At 60.3% G+C, this 19600-nt stretch carries 18 protein-coding genes; 15 read left to right on the top strand and 3 right to left on the bottom strand.

What is annotated here, in order from left to right; translation table 11 throughout:
* Positions 1-236 precede the first annotated feature (236 nt).
* The 7 genes from ABR989_RS17170 (at position 237) to pncA (ending at position 7574) form a co-directional block, all read left to right on the top strand.
* A complete protein-coding gene (locus tag ABR989_RS17170; RefSeq protein WP_428130537.1) occupies positions 237-1229 on the top strand; it encodes a PDDEXK family nuclease in 993 nt (330 codons plus the stop codon).
* Between the two features lie 145 nt (positions 1230-1374).
* The gene (locus ABR989_RS17165) at positions 1375-2964 is read left to right on the top strand and encodes an AMP-binding protein (RefSeq protein ID WP_428130536.1); all 1590 of its coding nucleotides are present in this window, start codon (positions 1375-1377) and stop codon (positions 2962-2964) included.
* 44 nt (positions 2965-3008) lie between these two features.
* Positions 3009-3851, top strand: a complete 843-nt coding sequence (locus ABR989_RS17160) for a nitroreductase family protein (RefSeq protein WP_428130535.1) — start codon at positions 3009-3011, stop codon at positions 3849-3851.
* Positions 3852-3878: 27 nt separating this feature from the next.
* A complete protein-coding gene (locus ABR989_RS17155; RefSeq protein WP_428130534.1) occupies positions 3879-5129 on the top strand; it encodes an acyl-CoA dehydrogenase family protein in 1251 nt (416 codons plus the stop codon).
* Between the two features lie 194 nt (positions 5130-5323).
* Positions 5324-6148 carry an FTR1 family protein gene (locus ABR989_RS17150; protein ID WP_428130533.1) on the top strand — a complete coding sequence of 275 codons (825 nt, stop codon included), beginning with the start codon at positions 5324-5326 and terminating at the stop codon, positions 6146-6148.
* A gap of 117 nt (positions 6149-6265) precedes the next feature.
* Complete coding sequence (locus ABR989_RS17145; RefSeq protein WP_428130532.1) at positions 6266-6913, top strand: CBS domain-containing protein; 648 nt, start codon at positions 6266-6268, stop codon at positions 6911-6913.
* Position 6914: 1 nt separating this feature from the next.
* Positions 6915-7574 (top strand): bifunctional nicotinamidase/pyrazinamidase, encoded by a 660-nt coding sequence (gene pncA, locus ABR989_RS17140; protein WP_428130531.1) that lies wholly within the window; start codon positions 6915-6917, stop codon positions 7572-7574.
* A gap of 259 nt (positions 7575-7833) precedes the next feature.
* Here pncA and ABR989_RS17135 read toward each other — a convergent pair whose 3' ends face one another.
* A complete protein-coding gene (locus ABR989_RS17135) occupies positions 7834-8928 on the bottom strand; it encodes a hypothetical protein (RefSeq protein WP_428130530.1) in 1095 nt (364 codons plus the stop codon).
* Between the two features lie 215 nt (positions 8929-9143).
* Here ABR989_RS17135 and glgP point away from each other — a divergent pair, with 215 nt between their 5' ends.
* The 3 genes from glgP to ABR989_RS17120 all read left to right on the top strand — a co-directional run bounded on the left by glgP (position 9144) and on the right by ABR989_RS17120 (position 13641).
* On the top strand, positions 9144-11663 hold the full coding sequence (gene glgP / locus ABR989_RS17130; RefSeq protein ID WP_428130529.1) for an alpha-glucan family phosphorylase: 2520 nt from the start codon (positions 9144-9146) through the stop codon (positions 11661-11663).
* Between the two features lie 198 nt (positions 11664-11861).
* Positions 11862-12716: a tetratricopeptide repeat protein gene (locus ABR989_RS17125; RefSeq protein ID WP_428130528.1), complete on the top strand. Its 855-nt coding sequence runs from the start codon at positions 11862-11864 to the stop codon at positions 12714-12716.
* A gap of 184 nt (positions 12717-12900) precedes the next feature.
* Positions 12901-13641 carry an acetoacetate decarboxylase family protein gene (locus ABR989_RS17120; RefSeq protein ID WP_428130527.1) on the top strand — a complete coding sequence of 247 codons (741 nt, stop codon included), beginning with the start codon at positions 12901-12903 and terminating at the stop codon, positions 13639-13641.
* 20 nt (positions 13642-13661) lie between these two features.
* Here ABR989_RS17120 and ABR989_RS17115 read toward each other — a convergent pair whose 3' ends face one another.
* Positions 13662-14453: an SDR family NAD(P)-dependent oxidoreductase gene (locus tag ABR989_RS17115; RefSeq protein ID WP_428130526.1), complete on the bottom strand. Its 792-nt coding sequence runs from the start codon at positions 14451-14453 to the stop codon at positions 13662-13664.
* Between the two features lie 285 nt (positions 14454-14738).
* On the opposite strand from ABR989_RS17115, the gene ABR989_RS17110 reads away from it, so the two are divergent.
* From ABR989_RS17110 to ABR989_RS17090, 5 genes are all read left to right on the top strand, one after another.
* Positions 14739-15527: a nitroreductase family protein gene (locus tag ABR989_RS17110; RefSeq protein WP_428130525.1), complete on the top strand. Its 789-nt coding sequence runs from the start codon at positions 14739-14741 to the stop codon at positions 15525-15527.
* Positions 15528-15582: 55 nt separating this feature from the next.
* Positions 15583-15939 carry a hypothetical protein gene (locus ABR989_RS17105; RefSeq protein WP_428130524.1) on the top strand — a complete coding sequence of 119 codons (357 nt, stop codon included), beginning with the start codon at positions 15583-15585 and terminating at the stop codon, positions 15937-15939.
* Between the two features lie 46 nt (positions 15940-15985).
* The gene (locus ABR989_RS17100) at positions 15986-16957 is read left to right on the top strand and encodes a CoA transferase subunit A (protein ID WP_428130523.1); all 972 of its coding nucleotides are present in this window, start codon (positions 15986-15988) and stop codon (positions 16955-16957) included.
* Positions 16954-17793: a CoA-transferase gene (locus tag ABR989_RS17095; protein ID WP_428130522.1), complete on the top strand. Its 840-nt coding sequence runs from the start codon at positions 16954-16956 to the stop codon at positions 17791-17793. The genes ABR989_RS17100 and ABR989_RS17095 overlap by 4 nt, the downstream gene beginning before the upstream one ends.
* A 350-nt stretch (positions 17794-18143) precedes the next feature.
* Positions 18144-18716, top strand: coding sequence for a class I SAM-dependent methyltransferase (locus tag ABR989_RS17090; protein WP_428130521.1), 573 nt, complete (start codon positions 18144-18146; stop codon positions 18714-18716).
* Here ABR989_RS17090 and ABR989_RS17085 read toward each other — a convergent pair.
* The gene (locus ABR989_RS17085; RefSeq protein WP_428130520.1) at positions 18703-19380 is read right to left on the bottom strand and encodes a TetR/AcrR family transcriptional regulator; all 678 of its coding nucleotides are present in this window, start codon (positions 19378-19380) and stop codon (positions 18703-18705) included. The two genes, ABR989_RS17090 and ABR989_RS17085, sit on opposite strands and share 14 nt — an antisense overlap.
* Positions 19381-19600 lie beyond the last annotated feature (220 nt).

Below are 19600 nucleotides of genomic sequence, written 5' to 3'. Positions count from 1 at the left end.
TTCCGAGTAATCCCGCGCGGCCGCTTCCCGCGCAACAACCGTTACAGAGTTCTCACCTCCAGCGATACTTTTCATGACTCACTTTCCAAACGATCTGCGCTCAACCACCTGTGCAGAGGTTCCCTAGTGTCCTGAGTTAAAGATTCGCAGCATATGTTTCGGCAGAAATGTCAGGAATCGCAAGGCTCTGTTTATCATCGAACTTCCAACTCAGGGCACTAGGGAGAGATGTCAAAGTGGCAACGGAATTCAAAGGCGAAATCTGGAAGATTGAGAGCCACCGGGTTGGACGGCTCGAAGCCTTCAGAAGCGAGTATCAGATGGAAGCCTTCCTGATGAACAACCCGGGACTTATCGGCTGCGGAGCACTTGAGGAAGAAGAGGAGCAGCCGCTGCGACTACGCCAGCAGGTATCCACGAAAAAAGGGACGGGAATTGCTGGGCGCATTGACCTTATCGGGCTCGCTGCGGATGATACCGGCGCGCAAGCCTTCAAGATCTTCGAACTGAAAAATGGGAAGGCGGACAAAGCGGCTGTCGAACAACTGAACAATTATCTAACGGGATGGCGCAGTGACAACGACGCCCTCCATGAAGCCAAGCGATTCCTCCTTCAGTTTGTTGCCGAAGAGAAGGCCGACCAACTGTTGAAAAGCCCACAGGGTGTGTTGATCGCTCCTGAGTTTGATCCGGAGGCCATCACAGAAGCAAGTAGTCTGAAAATTGACGCTGTGCGTCTGACAAGGTTCCGGGCTCCGTCGAACGGATATTACGTCATCATCGAGAACGTTGTCGGCCACGCCGCGAAGCCCATGAAATACTCGTGGGCGGACCTCGGTATCGCACCCGGTGACCGTCTACGTTTCGAGGCAGGGGCGGAATCGCTAGTGGCGCGACCCGACCCGGCTGGAATCGAAAACCGAAGCAGCAAGGGTCTCATCTTTGAAAAAACAAGCGCTGAATCGCTGCTTCAACGAAAAAGGGAACTCATTGATTTCGCCAAGAGGAGTGCAGGGGAGAAAGAGGCCCGCCGCGTAGAGATGTACATCGAGCAAATCGAGGCCAAGCCCCAGGCGCCCATACCCATTTCCTACGCTACTGAGCTGGGCTTCTTTTACTGTAAGATTACAGGCGCGGGCTATTTTACCAATCCGAGTCAGTACTGGCGCGTCGAGAGGACAGGTCGGACGATAGCCGACATGGGCGGCGCGTCCGAGAACGAAGACTAGTGTCCTGAGTTAGAGATTCGCAGCATATGTTTCGGCAGAAACGTGAGGAATCGCAAGGCTTTGTTTATCATCGAACTTCAAACTCAGGCCGCTAGCACGGCGGCGCGGTGAAGAGGCGATCGGCGGCAAGCGAGGTTTCGCTCAAATGGAAACGGCCCGGCCCACATTTAATTCTCCAGCTTCGGTGCTGTCCGAGCGCGCACAGTCTCAAGGCGACAAGGTCATCCTCCTTTTCGAGAAACAGCGCATCACTTACGCCCAGTTGAACGAGCGCGTAAACCGCGTCGCGGGGGGACTGCTTGGCCTCGGCGTCGCACCCAAAGAGGGTGTGGCGATTATGATGCCCAACCGGCCCGAGTTTCTGTACGTTTTCTTCGCCACGCAGAAACTTGGGACCTGCGCGGTCCCGGTCAATATTGCGCTAAAGGGCGAGGGCCTCGCCTACCTCCTCAATCACTCCGAGGCGCGCTCGATCGTCATCGCGTGGGACCTGCTCGAAAACCTGGCGGCGATTCGACCCAGCCTCGCCGCCGCGATCCGCGTGATTGTGGACGCCACCGAAGCGCCGCCCGGCTTTCAGCTGCCTGCCGGCGCGGTCGCACTCGACGCACTAATGAAGGCGGCGCCCGCGCCGGTGGCGACCGCCGAGCCCGCGGTCGAGATCGATCCGGAGGCGCCCGCCGTGATGATGTACACTTCGGGCACGACGGGCCTGCCCAAGGCCGTGGTGATGCGCTACCGGGCGTTGGGCGGACCGATGCTGGATTTCGGGGCGTTTTATCGCGATGACGATGTCCTCTATACCTGCCTGCCGCTGTTCCATGCCAACGCACTCTTCCTGACCGCGGTCAGGGCGCTTGTCAGCGGACGCACGCTGGCGCTTTCGCGGCGATTTAGCGCCAGCCGTTTCTGGGATGAGATCCGCCACTACGGCGCGACCACCTTCAATGCGCTCGGCGCGATGATCCCGATCCTGCTCAAGCAGCCGCCGCGCCCCGACGACGCGGATAATCCCATCCGCCTCGTGATGAGCGCCGCGACGCCGGCGTGGGCATGGGAACAGTTCGAAAAGCGCTTCAACCTCGTCATCTGGGAGGGATACGGCGCGGTGGACGGGGGAGGATTCTCGCTCCTGAACCTCGGCACCTCCCCGAAGGGCTCGATGGGCAAGCCGCCGCCCGGCACCGAGGCGCGCGTGGTAGACGATCAGGACAAGGAAGTTCCCGCCGGCGAGGTTGGCGAACTGGTCTTCAAGGTTGACGATCCAGCGGCGCGGCGCGTCGAGTATCTGAAGAACCAGAAAAGCTCCGACGCCAAGGTGCGCAGCGGATGGTTCCATACCGGCGACCTCGCTTGGCGCGACCCGGAGGGCAACTTCTACTTCGCGGACCGTAAGACCGATTCGATGCGCCGGCGCGGGGAAAACATTTCCTCGTACGAGGTCGAGAAGATCGTCAACCAGCATCCCGCCGTGCTTGAATGCGGCGCGTTCGGCGTGCCCTCCGACCTCGGCGAGGACGACGTGATGATTGCGGTCGTCTTCAAGCCCGGCCAAAGCGCCACGCCCCAGGAGTTGGCCCGCTTCTGCTCGGAGCGGATGGCGAGCTTCATGGTGCCGCGCTATTTCGACTTCCGCGAAAATCTGCCAAAGACCGAAACCCACCGGGTTCAGAAGGCGCAACTAAAGCAGCAGGGCATCACCCCGACCACCTGGGACCGGGACAAGGGCGCCTAGGTGGACAGTGGACACAACAAATTGAGGAGCTGAGTAAAACACGCATGGAACTCAAGGAAGCTATCGGCATCAGACGCACCATCCGTTTCTACAACCCGTACAGGCCGGTCGAGCGCGAGAAGATCCAGAAGATGCTCGAGGCCGCGCGGCTCACCTCGTTTTGGGGCAATGTGCAGGCGCTGCGCGCGGTCGTGATGTTCCGCGATTCCTCCCCGCCGGAAAATTGGGCGGCGCTCGTCGCCCCGCTCGGAACCAGTCAGTTAAAGCACTGCCCGGCAGTGATCCTCTGGTACTGGGTGGAAGAGGCGATCTTCGACCGCAAGACCGGCCACCTGACCCAGGGCGAGCGGCTCCATGAACTGGTCGCGGCGCGCGTGATGGGCGTGGACGAGGCCGCAGAGCACAAGGCGCTCGATCAGTTGTTGATTCCCTACTTCCGCATGAACGCCGAAGACATGCTCAAATCCGGACTTACCGAGATGGATTGCGGACAGGCGATCGCCCAGGCCACCCTGGTCGCCTACGAGGAGGGCCTCGGCACCTGCTGCATCGGCACCGGAGAGCTCGGGGGCGTGCGCGAGCGCAAGATGCGCAAGGCGTTCAATCTTCCCGACAGCGCTCATCTGCTGGTCGTGATGAGCGTCGGCTATCCGCTCGAGAGCCGCGAAGCGGGCGGCCAGCGGCCCAAGCTGCCCTTCGAACAACTGTTCTTCATCAACCAGCACGGCAAACCATTCGAGCGCGATCCCAAGGTGGTCGAGGAACTCAAGCGCGACAAGATGATCCAGGCGCCCGCTCCGCTGCCATGGCGCCAGCAGGAACTCGAATTCGTCCATAAGGCGCTGGATATACCGACGAGCTTCATCCCTGCGGGTGGCAGTTCATAGCCGGTAGCAGGCTGCGGGAGGTTGGCAATGGACGCTTACGTGGAAATCGACCGTAATATTCCCGCGGACCTTTGCGCGCTGAGGGACAACGTCCACCGCTTTGCCAAAGAAGTGCTGCGGCCCGCCGCAACGGAACTCGACCGCCTGCCCGACCCACAGGATGTCATCGCGCCCGGCTCTCCGCTGTGGACCTTCATGCGCCGGGCGTTTGCGCTTGGCTATCACATCGCCTCCTTCCCCGAAGCAATCGGCGGGCTCGGCCTTCACGGGCTTGGGATGCAGATCTTTCTGGAGGAGCTCGGATGGGGCGGCGCCGACCTCGCGATCAGCCTCGGCGTCGCGGGCGCTCCATTTGGTGCGCTGGCGATGAGCGGAAACTCCGAACTTATCGACGCTTTCGTCAAGCCCTACATCGCCGACCGTGACGCCCGCTTTATCGGATCATGGCCCGTGACCGAGCCGAATCACGGTTCGGATTGGGCGATGTTCCTTGCGAGTGAAGGTGAAGCAAACCCCGCCGGACGCGCCACCATCCGGCGCGACGGCGATTCCTACGTGGTCCACGGCCAGAAGGCGGCGTGGGTTTCCAACGGCACGATTTCGACACACGGAATCGTGTACCTGATGGCGCCGGCGGTAAGCGGCCAGCCGGCCGGGGGCGTGGTCGCGTTCATTCCATTCGACCTGCCGGGCGTCTCCAAGGGAAAACCGCTCAACAAGATCGGCCAGCGGGCGCTCAACCAGGGCGAGATCTTTTTCGACAACGTGCGCATCCCGGACCGCTACGTGCTCGCCACACCCGAGGCCTTCCCGATAGTGGCGGCGATTACGCTGACCAACGCGAACAGCACAATGGCCGCCGTTTTCACCGGCGTTGCGCGCGCCGCCTTCGAGGCCGCGCTGGACTACTCAAAGCAGCGCATCCAGGGCGGCAAGCTGATCTGCCAGCATCAGCTCGTCCAGAAGCGGCTGTTCGACATGTTCACCCGCGTCGAGGCATGCCGCGCGCTGTCGCGCGCCGTGATGATACACAACGATCCCCCGCCTGCAATTGACCTCGAGTATGCGATCGCGGCCAAGACCTTCTGCACCCAGGCCTCGTTCGAGGTCGCTTCCGACGCGCTGCAGATCTTCGGCGGCAACGGGCTCAGCCGCGAGTACCCGATCGAGAAGATCTTCCGTGACGCGCGCGCGTCGCTGATCGAGGACGGCACCAACGATGTCCTGAGCTTGACTGGCGCACAGCGGATCCTGGATCGCACCGCAGCGCCGATCTGACTCTGCCGCTGGCGCGCGTGCGTAACGCGCGGGTCAAGTTTTGCGGAGCCACAGGCAACGCAGAATTGATTGCTTCGATAAATTTCCTTCATCACGCCGTTACTTCACCTTGCTAGCTTCGCACCGCTCGCCGCCGGGTGCCGAAGCCCCGGTGTTTTCAACGCTTGTTTTTGAGGAGGCATCAGCAAACGCATATGTCCAAAACCGTCCTTTCCTATTTCCTTTATTCCGTGGGCATCCTGTTTCGCGAAGGGACGGAGGCGATGCTCGTGATCGTCGCCTTAACAGCCGCCACCCGCGAGCCGGGCCGCCACACCCACCCGCGCGACATCTACGCCGGCGCCGCCGCGGCGATCGTCGCCAGCATCCTGCTCGCCGTCGCGGTCAACTATCTGATCAGCGACGACGCCAGCGACACGCTCGAGGGCGTCTTTCAACTGTTTGCCGCCGCGACGCTCCTCTATGTCATCTCGCGGCTGATCGCGAACAGCCAATCCGAGCGCTCGAGCAGGTTCATCCGCGCCAAGCTCCGCAACGCGGAGCGGATCGGCCTGCCGGCCCTGGCATTGGGGCTGACCGCCTTTCTGGCCGTGATGCGCAAAGGGGCTGACACGATAGTTTCCTTGCAGGCGCTTTCGGCGGGCGCGGCCGCGGGCGCCGAACACTATGCGGTCGCCGCCGGGATCGCCGCCGCGGCGTTCGCGCTGGCCGCCCTTTTCGTCATAATCGAATGGAGCGCGGGCAAGATTGCGTTCCCGATTGTCTGCAAGACGGCGGCGGTGATGCTCTACGCGATGGCGGTGATCTTCATCGGCCAGGGCGTCGCGAGCCTGCAGGAGGCCGATTGGGTTGCGGCAACCTTCGTCGATTACGTCCCGACGCTCCCGGCGCTGGGAATTTTCCCGACCGTGCAAACGCTCGGCGCACAGGCGACCCTGCTGCTTGCCGCCACCGCGCTGTTCGTTCCGCGCTACGCGGCCGCCCGCGCCGCCGAGCGCGCCGCAATCGCCGCGGATTAAACGTTCCCTTATAGGACTCAGCCCCGAGCAAACGGCGCTTCGATTTTTCGCTGCAAAAGTGCTAGGCCTCTAGCTTTGAGATCGAGTTTCACAGCTCCGTTGTCGAGGAGTTTGAATGTGGATCCGATCGTCACGCCGACACACGGCCTCAAAGGAGCGCCAATGATAGTTGCCGAGCTGATGACCCCGAAGCCTGTGACTGTCGCGCCGAATGACACGCTGGAAGCAGCACATGAGAGGATGGAAGCCGGCCGGTTCCGACAGGTTCCGGTGGTGGATGGGGAAAAACTGGTCGGTATTCTGACCGACCGTGACATACGCCAGCACATCGGGCAGCTGGCTCACACGCGGGTCGATGCGGTCATGAGCGCGCATCCATTTTCGGTCCGTCCTTCCACGCCGGTCGAGAAAGCCGCTCACCTGCTTATAGCAAACAAGATCGGCAGTCTTCCGGTGGTCGAGGATGGCAAGATGGTCGGCATCATAACCGCCAGCGATATGCTGCGGGCGCTCGCGGCCGTACTCGGAGATGCTTCCGAGGACAGTTCCAGAATTGATCTCGATCTGGAGGGCTCCGGAGAGATAGAGGCCGCAACCAACCTCGTCCGGACGATTTGTCCTCTGCTCGGTGTCGGGACGTACCAGCGAAAGCGAAATCAGCCGGGACGTGAGATTCTGTACGTGCTGGTTCCTTCGGCAAGCGGGCAACGCGTGGCACACGCGTTGAAGGAGTACGGCTTCAAGGTCCTCGCCGCCCATTTCTGACATGGCGATAACCCTGGACAAGGAGCGATCGGCTTTGCTGGTAGTCGACGTCCAGTCGGACTTCCTGCCAGGCGGTGCATTACCGGTTGGCGGTGGGGATGAGATCGTGTCGCCTATTGCGGATTTGATGGAAGCGGGCCTCTTCGAGTTGATTGTCGCAGCCCAGGATTGGCATCCGCCTGAACACGTCTCATTTGCAAGCAACCACCCGGGCCGGAGAGCCTTTGAAAGGATCGAACTGTACGGCCATGAGCAAATCCTTTGGCCCGATCACTGCGTGCAAGGGACAGCAGGCGCCGACCTGCACGCTGGGATGCCATGGGCGCGAGCGGTTGCGATCATTAGAAAGGCGACCAACGCGGCGATCGATTCGTATAGCGCGCTTCGCAACAATTGGGATCCAAAAGGCAATCGGCCGCCGACCGGACTGGCAGGGTACTTGAAGAATCGCGGCGCCGAGCAAATTTTTATCTGCGGTCTCGCTCGCGACTTTTGCGTCAAGTGGACCGCCGAAGACGCTCTCCAGGAAGGGTTTCAGGTCAACGTGATCTGGGATCTTTGCCGGTCGCTCGAGCCGGATCGCGACGATCTGCTTCGCCGTGAGTTGTCTGCCGATGGAGTCCGGATCATGACCGTGCAAGATCTCCGCGATCGCAAATGAGCCACTTCACCTTTCTCAGCGGTCACTTGAGATACTCCGCATGGTAGCTGAGCCAAACATGCGCCTTGGCCTGACCGTTGTAATTAACCGATACCAGACCACGAGTTACGATCAGAAAATAGTTGTTTTTCGGGCCGACTGACCATCTCTTATGATGGTATGAGCGTTTTAGGGCGATTCGCCAGGATGCTGGTGGGGGCCGACCGGGGGTCTGGGTTCGAATCTAAATCAACTCTGGACTGCCACGATCATGGCGGTCCTAAGGCACGCGGTAGCCTTCCAGTTCGGCGCCATCACGCAATAGAACCACGTATGTGACTTCGCGGCTCGTGGCAAGCACGCCGGAAAACTGCGGGCGGTGAGGCAGCTTCAAATCCATGATTTGTGTTCCATTCTCGAGTTTGAAAACCCTTAACCCACGATACCAGGAGAGAAATGTCAATTGAACGCGGCTCTGGTCGCAATCGAACAGCTCATATTTCAGGTTCCCGGACAGATCCTCGAATGAGCAACCCCAAGGCGACTGGGGTGGAACCCTCCTCGAGTAGTCCGCGATGTATGTCAGCCGTCCAAGGAAGTTGAGAGTTTTATGCACATCGTCTAACGAGGAGAAGCCAAGCGGAGCGAGTTTGGGCCCACATGCCTTTTCTTCCGGCGTCGAAGCGGTCTCGGCCATCCAGAGGTTGTTGATAATGGTATAATTACACACCGTTTCAGGCTTCAGGCCGGGAAGGGTTAAGGTTTCCACCGCATACTGGCCGGTAATGGTCACCTTGCCGTCGATCGTTGCGCTCTTATACTCCTGAAGGCCGGTCACTACGAAGGCCCCGCTGGGGCTGAAACCCATGTCGCCTGCGGCCAGCAGAGGATCGGTGAGCACGACGCGGCTGAGAAGCTTGAACCCGTGGAGATCGATAATGTTCAGGACAGACAGCGGCTTTGGAGATTCGCGGGGGGGGGACGCGTTCCCTATATCTGCGTTCTGGCTCAAACGGACCACGAGATAATTTCCGCCGGGGTCCATTAAGAGCTGATCGTTACGATCCCACCGATCTTCCTGAAGTGACCATCCGAGTGATTCATCATTCGGCCCCACGTCAACATCCAGCTCGTCCTCAAGGGGTTGCGAGGTGTCCCAGGCCGCGATGCGCCGCAGAGTCCAGATTTGCTTGGGCTGTTCGATCTGCTTGGTGACCACCAGCAAGGCACCATCGGGCATCGAATGCAGGGTCGAGAACTCCTGATTATTCTGTGGCTTGCGCAACCTGTAGGTGAAGGAACTAGCGTCCGCCTGGCCGGGGCAGCCCGTCAAGAAGAAGGCAACCAGCAGGAAAAGAGTCCGTCGCTCAAGCATTGCGGAATCGTATCACTCCGGAATCTACTCTTTTAACCGGAATTTCCATTTTCAATCCTGAATCGGATTAGCACCGACAGCGGGCGCTTCGCAAACGCAGCTTCACTGAACCGTAACGCGACAGCACCTGAATCCTTCTTGACAGATCGGTATTTAAGCAAGACGATCAGAACGCAATATCAGGAGACGAGCGACCCTTAGATTGAGAGCTTTCTATGCCGGACCTGAATCAGACTACGCGGGAGTCAGAATCCGAAGATCTCGGCGCATTGGTCGAGTTGGCTTTGGACCTGCGACATTGCTGGAACCACTCGACCGATCCGCTGTGGAACATGATCGACCCGGAACTCTGGGCACTCACCCATAATCCCTGGGTCGTTCTGCAAACCTCCTCCCGGACCAGACTTGAGTCGCTCCACGGCAATCCGGAATTCCGGGATCAAGTTAAGGAGCGCCTGAGAAGACAGCGCCACGCTCTCAAAAGTCCTGCATGGTTTCAGCACGCTCATAGTAACCCGCCATTGAACTGCGTCGCCTACTTCAGTATGGAGTTTGGGCTCAGCGAAGCACTCCCCATCTACTCAGGCGGACTAGGCAATGTCGCCGGCGATCAGTTAAAGGCCGCCAGTGACCTTGGCGTTCCGCTCGTCGCTGTGGGGCTTCTTTATCAGCAAGGCTATTTTCGCCAGATAATCGGCGCCGACGGAAGCCAACTCGCATCATACCCCTATAACGACCCTGGCCAGATACCTATAACCCCCGTGCGCAATGAGGACGGCCAGTGGCTCAGGGTGAGCGTCAACCTGCCTCGCCAGAAACTGAGGCTGCGTACCTGGCAAGCACAGGTCGGCCGACTGAGACTTTACCTGCTCGATAGCAACGACCCGGCGAACTCGCCGGCTTATCGCGGTATCACCGCCGAACTCTACGGGGACGGACCTGAACTCCGGTTGGGACAGGAAATGGTGCTCGGGATCGGCGGCTGGCGACTTCTGCGCGCGCTGGGGATCAACCCGGAAGTTTGCCATCTGAACGAAGGACATGCGGCATTCGCGGTGCTGGAGCGCGCACGAAGCCTTATGGAAGACAACGGTCAACCCTTCGAAAATGCGCTGGCCATATCGCGCGCCGGCAATCTATTTACAACCCACACGCCGGTTGAGGCCGGCTTCGATCGCTTCGCTCCCGCTTTGATAAGCCGCTTCCTCGGGCGCTACGCCGAAGAGGAGCTTCACATAGACCTTTCGCGTTTCCTCGCGCTGGGCCGCCTGTATCCGGACCATCAGGATGAGCCATTCAACATGGCCTATCTAGCTATTCGTGGAAGCGGAGTAATCAACGCCGTCAGCCGCCTGCATGGGGCAGTGAGCCGGCGAATTTTCCAGCCTCTCTTTCCGCGCTGGCCCCAGACCGAGGTGCCGGTGGGACATGTCACCAACGGAGTCCACACACCGACCTGGGATTCCGCGGATGCCGATGCGCTATGGACGGAAACCTGTGGCAGCGAGCGTTGGCGCGGGACCATGGAGACGGTAGGAGACGACATACGCCGCGCCCCGGACAGCGCGCTGTGGGAACTTCGCGCGAAGAACCGTCTCGATCTGGTTCGCTTCGTGCGAGGATGGCTCGCCAGCGAGCTTGCCGCTCGCGGCGAAGATCCAAAAGCCGCGGAGAGTATTTTCGATCCGGACGCCCTGACGCTGGGCTTTGCCCGCCGCTTTACAACATACAAGCGCCCCAATCTGCTCCTGCATGACCCGGAACGCCTGGTTCGTATTCTGACGAATCCACAACGTCCGGTTCAGCTGGTGATGGCCGGCAAGGCCCATCCGCAAGACACCGCCGGCCAGGCGCTGGTCAAGGCCTGGGTTGATTTCGTCCAGCGGATCGACGTGCGGCGCCATGCGGTCTTTCTCAGCGACTACGACCTGGCACTGGCTGAGCGGCTGGTACAGGGCGCCGATCTATGGATCAACACTCCTCGCCGGCCCTGGGAGGCATGCGGCACAAGCGGAATGAAAGTGCTCGTCAACGGCGGCCTCAATCTGTCGGAACTGGATGGTTGGTGGGCCGAGGCATACTCGCCCCAAGTCGGCTGGGCATTGGGCGATGGCAAGGAGCATGACCATGACCCGGGCTGGGACGCGGCCGAAGCCGAAGAACTCTACGATACTCTGGAGAACAAGGTCATTCCTGCGTTCTACAACCGCGGACACGATGGCATCGCCACCGAGTGGGCCGCGCGAATGCGTGAAAGCATGTCACGCTTGACACCGCGCTTTTCGGCGAATCGAGCCGTTCGCGAGTACACGGAGAAATATTATCTCCCTGCTGCTGCGGCATATCATGAGCGGGCAAGCGACCAAGGCGCCTACGGGGGATACCTGCTCCAATGGAAACAGGCGTTGGCCGAGCACTGGGCGTGGCTGAGGTTCGGCGAGCTTTGCGTCGAGAGCTCTCCACAAAAGCACTCACTACGGGTTGAGGTGCATCTAGGAGAGCTGCGTGCCGACTGGGTGCGCGTAGAACTTTATGCAGATCCGCTCGATGCCGAGCCCCCGTTTGTATCGGAAATGACGCACAGTGACAGCGCCGAGCTTTCCAGAGGGTGGCGCATCTACACCGGCGACGTTCCCGCTTCGCGCCCGGCATCGGACTACACGCCTCGCATCGTTCCATCGCATTGCGGAGCGAAGATTCCGCTCGAGGATGCTCACATCCTGTGGTTCCGCTAGTTCGTATTTTCTTCAGCCGCCATACAGTCTCCGTTTGGGTGAGCGACCGCGCTCGCTGCGAGCGCGGTCGCGACTAGCCGAGCCTCGCGGAGGCGCTGCGGTTCGCTTGACGGGGTAAGCTTTTTCTGGTTGAACCCAAGCTCCTCAGCTAAACGGCCGATTGATTCGTCGTCGGGGTCGCGATGAGGTGGCGCGGGTATGCTGCCGAAACGGTTCAGAGACCTACTCCTTGTAGCCACGGCCGGCTTCCTGCTGGCGGGCGTTGGATATCTTGCCTACGCTCCCGCGGTCGGCGCCACCGACTGGATGTCAGGCGCGTCGCAATATGGTGGCAACCAGGATTGGCAGGGACTCCAGGCCTATGGGCAGCGCTGGACGCAGGCGGAGCCCAAAAATCCCCTTGCCTGGGCAACTCTCGGCGATGCTTACTGCCGGTTGGGTCAGCTCGATCAGACGGCCGAAGCGTTCAAGAAAGCGGCGGCGCTGACGCCCACAGATTCGCGGCCGTTGGAAGCGCTGTCTGGATGCTACGCTAACGCCAAGCAATTCGAGAAAGCGGCGGAGGTGATGCAGACCGCGGTGAAAGTCGCGCCCAACAACGGCCGCGTTTGGCTCGGGTTTGGCACCCAGCTTCACAACCTCGCGACGCAACAACAATTCGCGGCGCGTTCCCTGGTTGGCGGCGCTCTACCGTCTCAAACCAAGAAGAATTTCGAGGACTCGGCCGAGGCATACAAGCGCGCCCTGCAACTAAACGCGGGCGATCCCAAGGAGATGTGGACCGAAATCGGATCCGACTACTACTACGCGCTGGATTACATACCCGCCATGAAAGCCTACATGAGCGCGCTGCAGATCGACCCGCATTATTCATACGCCCTCAATGGCCTGGCGCTGTGCAACGGCGCGATGAAGACGCAGTGCACACGCATAACCGGACGTAACGCGACGGGGTACGGCGCAGACGTGATCAAAAAGATCTGGGTTTGTGATGCTCCAACCACCGCGTTTATCCATCAAGCGGACAGCCTGGTGGCCGGCGGCAGCGAGTAAAATTGGGCACGCGCCGGCGCGGGTCGCGAAACCATTCCCATCGCGAACCGCGCTGCGATCGCGCATCACGACATCCCTGAAGGGTCTCGGGGGGTTCGAATCCGCCCCTCTCCAGCTCGAGAGCTTGTTCAATATTCAAACGCGTGCCACAACTATGAAAATCCGGCCCCAGGAGGATCGCAGCATGGCCAAACACGGACGTCTCAACCTCAGCAATGCAGGATACTCGATGCCGGCGGACGCCGCCGCGTATCAGCGCCCGCCGTTCTACTATCGCAACACTCGCTCGATCGTGGTCGCGTTCGAAACTGACCTCGAAGCCGCGCTGGAAGCATTGCCGGCGCCGCTGGCGCTGAGCGAGCCGGCCACCGCGATACTTTCGTTCTACGAATATCCGTGGACCACTCTGGGTCCTTACAACGAAGCAATCCTTTCGCTCCTGGTCGAGCATAAGGGCCGCCCGATGAACTACGTCATGCACATCGCGGTGACGACCGAGCCGCCGATGCTGGCCGGGCGGGAAATCTACGGTTTTCCGAAGAAGCTCGCGCAAATCGAATTCAAAAACGATCGCGACATGATCTATGGGACGCTCGAACGTCCGGCAGGGATCCGCCTGGCCAGCGCGATCGTTCGCCCGGAACGGCCGGCCGACAATGGGCATTCCGCCGCGCCGCCGCCGGTCAGCATGCGCCTGATTCCATCCGCCGAAGAAAACGGGCGTCCGTCATGCGCCGAGATCATCGAGACGCTCATCGAGGTCAGAGTAATCGAGGCATGGACCGGCGTAGGCTCGATCGCTTTTGCGGAAAGCTCGCGGCTCGACCCGTGGAACCGGCTACCGGTCAAGCGGGTGATTGGGGCAAGCTACATGCTCAGCGACATGACGCTTGGCTTCGGCAAGGTGATCGATCATCTCGAATAGAGCGGGGCTGTCCAAGCGCGCTAAATCATGAATCCGCCGTCAACGCTGATGACCTGTCCGGTCACCGCGCCGGCGGCGTCGGATGCGAGCAGCGCCGCCATCGCACCCAATTCATCGGGCTCGACGATCCGCTTCTGGATGTTCTGGCTCTCGGCGAATCGCCTGGCCTCGGCCGCACTCACCCCCATCATTGCGCCCAGTATGTTCCAGTCCACCATCCTGGTGTTGGTCCATCCGGGACATAGCACGTTCACATTGATACCGTGCGGGGCGGCAGCATAAGCAAGCGAGCGCGTGAAACCGATGAGGCCGTGCTTCGCGGCCGAATAGGCCAGTGGGCCGCCGCCGTTTTTCGCATAGCCGGAACCGATGCTGATGATGCGGCCCCACTTCTGTTTGATCATGTAGGGGAGGGCGGCGTGAGTCGCATAGAATGCCTGGGTCAGGTTCATGAACAGGTTGTCCTCGAACGCGCGCGGGTCATGATTGAGCGGATCGAGGTGAAGCGGGTTATCCGCGATCACGCCGCCCGCGTTGTTGATCAGAATGTCGAGACCGCCGAGTTTGCGGGCAGCCTCGTCAACGCCGGCGGTAATCTGCTCGCGGCTCATCACGTCGATGATGACCGCGAAGCCGCGCTGGCCACGCTGCTCTATTTCGGTTGCGACCGCGTCCAGTTCGCCCTGTGAGCGAGAGGCGACCGCGACGTTGGCGCCCGCGTCGGCCAGCGCAAGCGCGATCGAGCGGCCAATCCCGCGGCCGCCGCCCGTTACCAGTGCACGCCTTCCATGCAGATCGATCAGTTGTCTCATTTCCCCGTCGGCTCCATTTGTCGAATCAGGCTTCTCCGAGTTGAATCGTTTTTGTCTCATCTATCCTGAGACCTTTGCAAATGGACGGAGCACCGGGAGAGCTATTGTGCCGGCGGCTGCGCTTTTCAACACCTGATCGAGATCCTAGCGCTTGTCGGCGCGACCGTGGTCGGCGTAAGCTTCCGCCGGGCAGCGCCATCGGGTGAGTGAAATTGCGGCAAACCGAATCTGATGCGGTGGGTCTCCCCGGGGCGGAGCGACGTTTTTTAGCTGGAGGAACAGTCGATGGAATTCAAAGAAGTAGTAGGGCGGCGGCGAACGATCCGTTACTTCCAATCGTGGCGGAACGTCGAACGCGAGAAGATCCAGATCATGCTGGAGGCGGCGCGGCTCGCGTCATGCGCGGTCAACGCGACCTTTCTGAAAGCGATCGTCGTGATCCGGGACAATATCCCTCGTGAAACGCTCGACTCGCTCAAGACTCCGGTCTCCGGACTCAACATCGAGCTCGCCCCGGTGCACATCTACACCTACGCCGATATGGGGGCGTACAAGGGGGCTCAGGCGCGGCTGAAGAAGCTGGTCGATGTCGGCGCGTTGAACGCCACCCACGGATGGAGCCATAAGTTTGTCGATGAATTCGTTTGGCCGAACATTCTGAAGCCGCTGGCCGAGGGCGCGAACCTGCCATCGGTGGCGGCAGCCGCCGCATCGGACGCAGGCATCGCGATTTGCCAGGCTATGCTCGCTGCGGTTGACGAGGGACTTGGCGTCTGCCTGTCCGCCTTTCAGCACGACGCGATCAACAAAGTCGTGAAGGCGCCCAAGGACTGGATGCCGCTATGGGTGCTGCTGGTCGGTTATCCGGCGGAGTCGTGGGAAGCAGGTGGACAGCGTCCGCGGCCTCCGCTGGAGGAGATCTTCTTCGAGGGCGAATACGGGAAGCCATTCAAGGGCGATCCCAAGGTGACCGAGCAGATGAAGGCGGCGAAGATGATCCAGGCGCCGGCGCCGCTGCCGTGGCGGAAAGAGGAGATCAAAGCGCTCGCGCGGATGTTCGGTCTTCCCGAGTAAGCTTCATCGAACCGAACAATCGACCGATGGAATCACGCACCGCTCGAAAATAACGATGGCGTCGATAAATAAACCGCTCGAAGAGTACGACTCGGTCAAGACCTGGTACCAAGGACTGCGCGAGCAATCGGGCGTGGAGCCGAACGAGGATAAATCGAGGCTCGAACTGCTTAGAGAGTTCTGCGCCACGCTCGAACTCGACCCGGACGAGATCGTCGCCGCCTGCATCCTGAAGAAAGAGGGCAAGGAAGCCAAGATCAGCATCAAGGGCAGGCGCTCGATGGCGGAGCGCATAGCCGATTTTCAGGCGAAAGGCGGCGCCCAGGGACGTGAACGGGCCACGCGCGGCAACGCCATCCGAAGTTTCCTGATTCACAACGGCATCCTGCTGCAGTCGGGCATCCAAATCTGAATCGAAGCGCTGCCGGCAACTCAAGAGGTTCGGGAGAACTCAGCAAATGCGGATTCTGGAAGAAGGCAAAGCCGACTATCTGAAAGTCGATCCCGACGGTTATCGGGCGAGCGTGCGGGACCATAAACCACACCAGATGGTCTCGAAGTTGATGACTCACAAAGAGGCGGTCGAGCGCTTCGTACGCGACGGCGACTACCTCGCATACGACTGCAACTACTTTCAGCGAGGACCGTCGTCGCTGATTCGCGAGATCATCCGCCAGCGCAAAAAAAATCTATGGCTGTGCGGCAAGTTCACCTATGTCGCATGCGCGCTGCTGGTCGAAGCAGGATGCGCCGATCGGATCGACATCGGGTTCATCGGCTTCGGCCCGTGGATCGCGCGCGCGGTGCGCGAAAAGAAGTGCACCATCTACGAGTACTCCAATGCGGTGATAACGCTGCGCCTCAAGGCCGGTGCGATGGGGCTACCCTTCATGCCGGCGCGCAGCTTCGGCGGGACCGACGGGTTTCAGCATTCGGGTTGCAAAATCGTCGAGGACCCCTTCACCGGAAAACCGGTTCTCCTGGTCCCGGCGCTCAATCCCGATGTCTCGATCATTCACGTTCATCAGGCGGATGAGTTCGGTAACGCGCGCGTCTTCGGCACCGGCATCGCGCACGCGGAATGTGCGCTCGCGTCGAAGCGAGTGATCGTGTCCGCCGAAGAGATCGTCGCGACGGACGAGTTCCGGCGCGATCCGGCTAGCACCTCGATCGCGCACTTCACCGTGGACGCGGTCGTGCACGCCCCATTCGGCGCCTACCCGGGAACGGTGCAGGGATACTACGCGTCGGATCCGATGGGAGTCATCGAAGCGATGGGCGCGATGTTCCGCGGCGATTTTACCGAGTACCTCAAGAAACATGTGTATTCCGTGCAATCGCACGATGAGTACCTGCAGAAAGTGGTGGGAACCGAAAAACTGGCCGAGATTCGCCGGCGCGAAACCATCCGGGAGGGCTATGCCTCGTGAGCACTCCAGCTACCGACTTCAATGAGCGCGAATTCGTCATCTGTCAGATCTCGCGCCTGGTCGACGACAAGTACATCTACTGGGTTGGCGGCGGCGGCGAGCCGATGAACTCGGTGCTGCTCGCCAAGCGAATGAGCGCGCCCAACCTTCAGTACCTGACCGAGGATGGGTGCGTCGGGCCCGAGGCCCGGGTGCCGTTCGATCCCCTGATGACGATGATCGCCTCGCCCGCCAATTATCGCGCACTTCAGTGGGGGACGATGAATTACGCGGCCGACCTCGCGCAACTCGGCTACGTCGATTACGGCATCCTCGCGACTCTTCAAGTCGATCGCTACGGAAACATCAATTCCACCGTGGTCGGCAAATACGAAGGCGGCGAGGGACGGCGCTTCGGGGGCCCCGGCGGCGCCGACAGCATCGCAGCGCTCGCATGGCGCACAATCCTGGTCACCGATCAGCAAAAGCGCAAATTCGTCGAGCGCGTGGACTTCATTTCGTCGCCGGGGTTTCTCGATGGTCCGGGCGCCCGCGAGCGCCACGGCCTTCCACCCGGGACCGGCCCATGGCGGGTTTACACGCCGTGGGCGATGTTCGGGTACGGAGCCGATTGTCAGCTCATGCTGCAGGGAATCGCGCCCTTCGTCACGCTCGAACAGCTGCTCGAGGAAATGAGCTTCAAGCCCGCGATCGCTCCCAAGCTCGAGATTCTCGAAGTGCCGACCGAAGAGGAGCTCATGATTTTGCGCACGCAAATCGACGTGGGAGGTCAGGTCACGGACCGCGGGCGATGGATCGAATTAAAGGATGGGAAGTACCGCTTCGCCACTCCGTAGTTCATTTCGTCCGCGGCCGCTGAATCTTCAGAACACAGATCGACCCGGAGATTTGGTCAATCATTTGGACAGCGCGTGTTTTGCGGAGCTCAGTCACCCCCTGCCGAAGGAAGTGTGAAACCCGCGGCGGGTTTCGCTAAAGGTTGGCCGGATTGTCAGGAGAGGATGGTCGGGACAGCCGCGACCCTTGACAAGTGACTGACCGCCAGTCATAAGCTCAAGTATGGACTCCATATCTGCCGGCAAACAAATGCAGCAGCTCCTTCCTGGGCGAGCCCGTTCGCGGCCCGATCGGTCACGACGCCGCACCACAGAGGCCGCCTGACGCCGGCGGATTGGAGAGTACAGATATGAAGATGACAGCATTTGAGAAGTACTTCGTAAACAGACCCAGTCATACACGCACGGTCGCCGCTCGCGCGCGGGAACTGCTGGGCCATATTAACTACCAGCTTGGGTGGCGATACCTGGACGTGGGATGCGGCGTCGGCGCTGCCGCCTGTGAGATTGCTGGCGCGAGCAATCTGGAGGTCACGGGGGTCGATATCGATCCGAAACAAATCGAGGCCGCCAGAGCCGGATCGGCGCGCCCGAATCTGCACTTCAGGGTAATGGATGCGACCAGGTTGGATTTTCCCGACGGCCAGTTTGATATTGTTGCAACCAGCATGGTTACCCATCACATCCCCAAATGGGAGCGAGCTCTCGACGAGATGGTGCGCGTGTTACGAACCGGAGGCTACCTGATCTACAGCGATAAGGTGTTTCCGCACTGGTTGGCCAGGATCATCCGCCTCTTTCGCTTGATGGGGTTTCCGTCGACAACCGCACTGGAGTCCATGGCTGCCAGCGCCGCGTTAGTCAAGGTCCACCAGGTGCAGCGGTCCGGCGAAGTGGACGTCATCTGGCTCAGGAACGGCTGAGGACCCGGCGACTACCGGCTTGCGGCGGCAGACCGATGGCATTGCGCACAATCCTCTGACTCAAACGAATCGCGGCCTCGTGATCGGACCGTCGGTTGCCCACGATGTGGTCCACCATTCCATGGAGCGCGTAAAACAGAAAAACCGAGACGAGCTCGGAACTTTCGACGCGCCATGCTCGCGCCGCAGAGCCCGCGCGGATTAGCTCCGCAAGCTCCAGGACGGCTGCGTTCTGCGCCTTCGAACCATGCCCTTGCTGGCCGGTATGGAAGAGAACGTCATGTAGCTTCACGTGGTCCAGATAGTAGCGTATTCCGCCTTCCACCCACGCGTCCAAGCGACCTGCCCAGTCCGTAGCCGGGACCCGTGTTGCGAGAGCTTCAATTCGCCCCCGGGAACCCTCAATGAAGCGGTCGCGAAGCGCTGCAAGCAGAGCTTCCTTGGAATCGAAATAGAGATAAAAGGTTCCTTTGGCGACTCCCGCTTTGTGGGTGATGTCTTCGATCGTCGTGGCTGCGAAGCCTTGCTGGACAAAGGTCCGTTCCCCGGCATCCATGAGATCACGTCGGCGAATGTCAGACGCCTTGGTCCGTGTGGCAACCGTGCGCCGGGATAAACTCTCCACTTTTCGCCGAGCTGGTGTTCGCTTTTCAGCTTCTCGCATTCGTGATTCTCATCTCTCCCCGATTCGCCGGGAAATGAACTCAAAAACCGATAGTGACTGGCGTTCAGTCAATCTGTCAATCCTTGCTTACCTGCTAGGGAACCTCTGCATAAGTTGATCGATTGGTGTACAAAGGAACTGGTTGAGTGGCGGATGAGGAGGTGCGGTGATGGGTAATCAGCGGACGTTTGCTTCGGTGGCTTGGACGCAGAAAGGAAAG

Source organism: Binatus soli (SeqCode), from assembly GCF_050015535.1.
GTDB classification, from domain to species: domain Bacteria; phylum Desulfobacterota; class Binatia; order Binatales; family Binataceae; genus Binatus; species Binatus soli.
This window is presented reverse-complemented; position numbering and strand designations above follow the sequence as displayed.

Bases quoted from the DNA above. Each gene is read 5' to 3' on its own strand.
- ABR989_RS17110 (WP_428130525.1), top strand. From the start codon at position 14,739: ATGGAATTCAAAGAAGTAGTAGGGCGGCGGCGAACGATCCGTTACTTC.
- ABR989_RS17115 (WP_428130526.1), bottom strand. From the start codon at position 14,453: ATGAGACAACTGATCGATCTGCATGGAAGGCGTGCACTGGTAACGGGC.
- ABR989_RS17160 (WP_428130535.1), top strand. From the start codon at position 3,009: ATGGAACTCAAGGAAGCTATCGGCATCAGACGCACCATCCGTTTCTAC.
- ABR989_RS17165 (WP_428130536.1), top strand. From the start codon at position 1,375: ATGGAAACGGCCCGGCCCACATTTAATTCTCCAGCTTCGGTGCTGTCC.
- ABR989_RS17120 (WP_428130527.1), top strand. From the start codon at position 12,901: ATGGCCAAACACGGACGTCTCAACCTCAGCAATGCAGGATACTCGATG.
- ABR989_RS17155 (WP_428130534.1), top strand. From the start codon at position 3,879: ATGGACGCTTACGTGGAAATCGACCGTAATATTCCCGCGGACCTTTGC.
- ABR989_RS17125 (WP_428130528.1), top strand. From the start codon at position 11,862: ATGCTGCCGAAACGGTTCAGAGACCTACTCCTTGTAGCCACGGCCGGC.
- glgP (WP_428130529.1), top strand. From the start codon at position 9,144: ATGCCGGACCTGAATCAGACTACGCGGGAGTCAGAATCCGAAGATCTC.
- pncA (WP_428130531.1), top strand. From the start codon at position 6,915: ATGGCGATAACCCTGGACAAGGAGCGATCGGCTTTGCTGGTAGTCGAC.
- ABR989_RS17150 (WP_428130533.1), top strand. From the start codon at position 5,324: ATGTCCAAAACCGTCCTTTCCTATTTCCTTTATTCCGTGGGCATCCTG.
- ABR989_RS17085 (WP_428130520.1), bottom strand. From the start codon at position 19,380: ATGCGAGAAGCTGAAAAGCGAACACCAGCTCGGCGAAAAGTGGAGAGT.
- ABR989_RS17105 (WP_428130524.1), top strand. From the start codon at position 15,583: ATGGCGTCGATAAATAAACCGCTCGAAGAGTACGACTCGGTCAAGACC.
- ABR989_RS17090 (WP_428130521.1), top strand. From the start codon at position 18,144: ATGAAGATGACAGCATTTGAGAAGTACTTCGTAAACAGACCCAGTCAT.
- ABR989_RS17100 (WP_428130523.1), top strand. From the start codon at position 15,986: ATGCGGATTCTGGAAGAAGGCAAAGCCGACTATCTGAAAGTCGATCCC.
- ABR989_RS17135 (WP_428130530.1), bottom strand. From the start codon at position 8,928: ATGCTTGAGCGACGGACTCTTTTCCTGCTGGTTGCCTTCTTCTTGACG.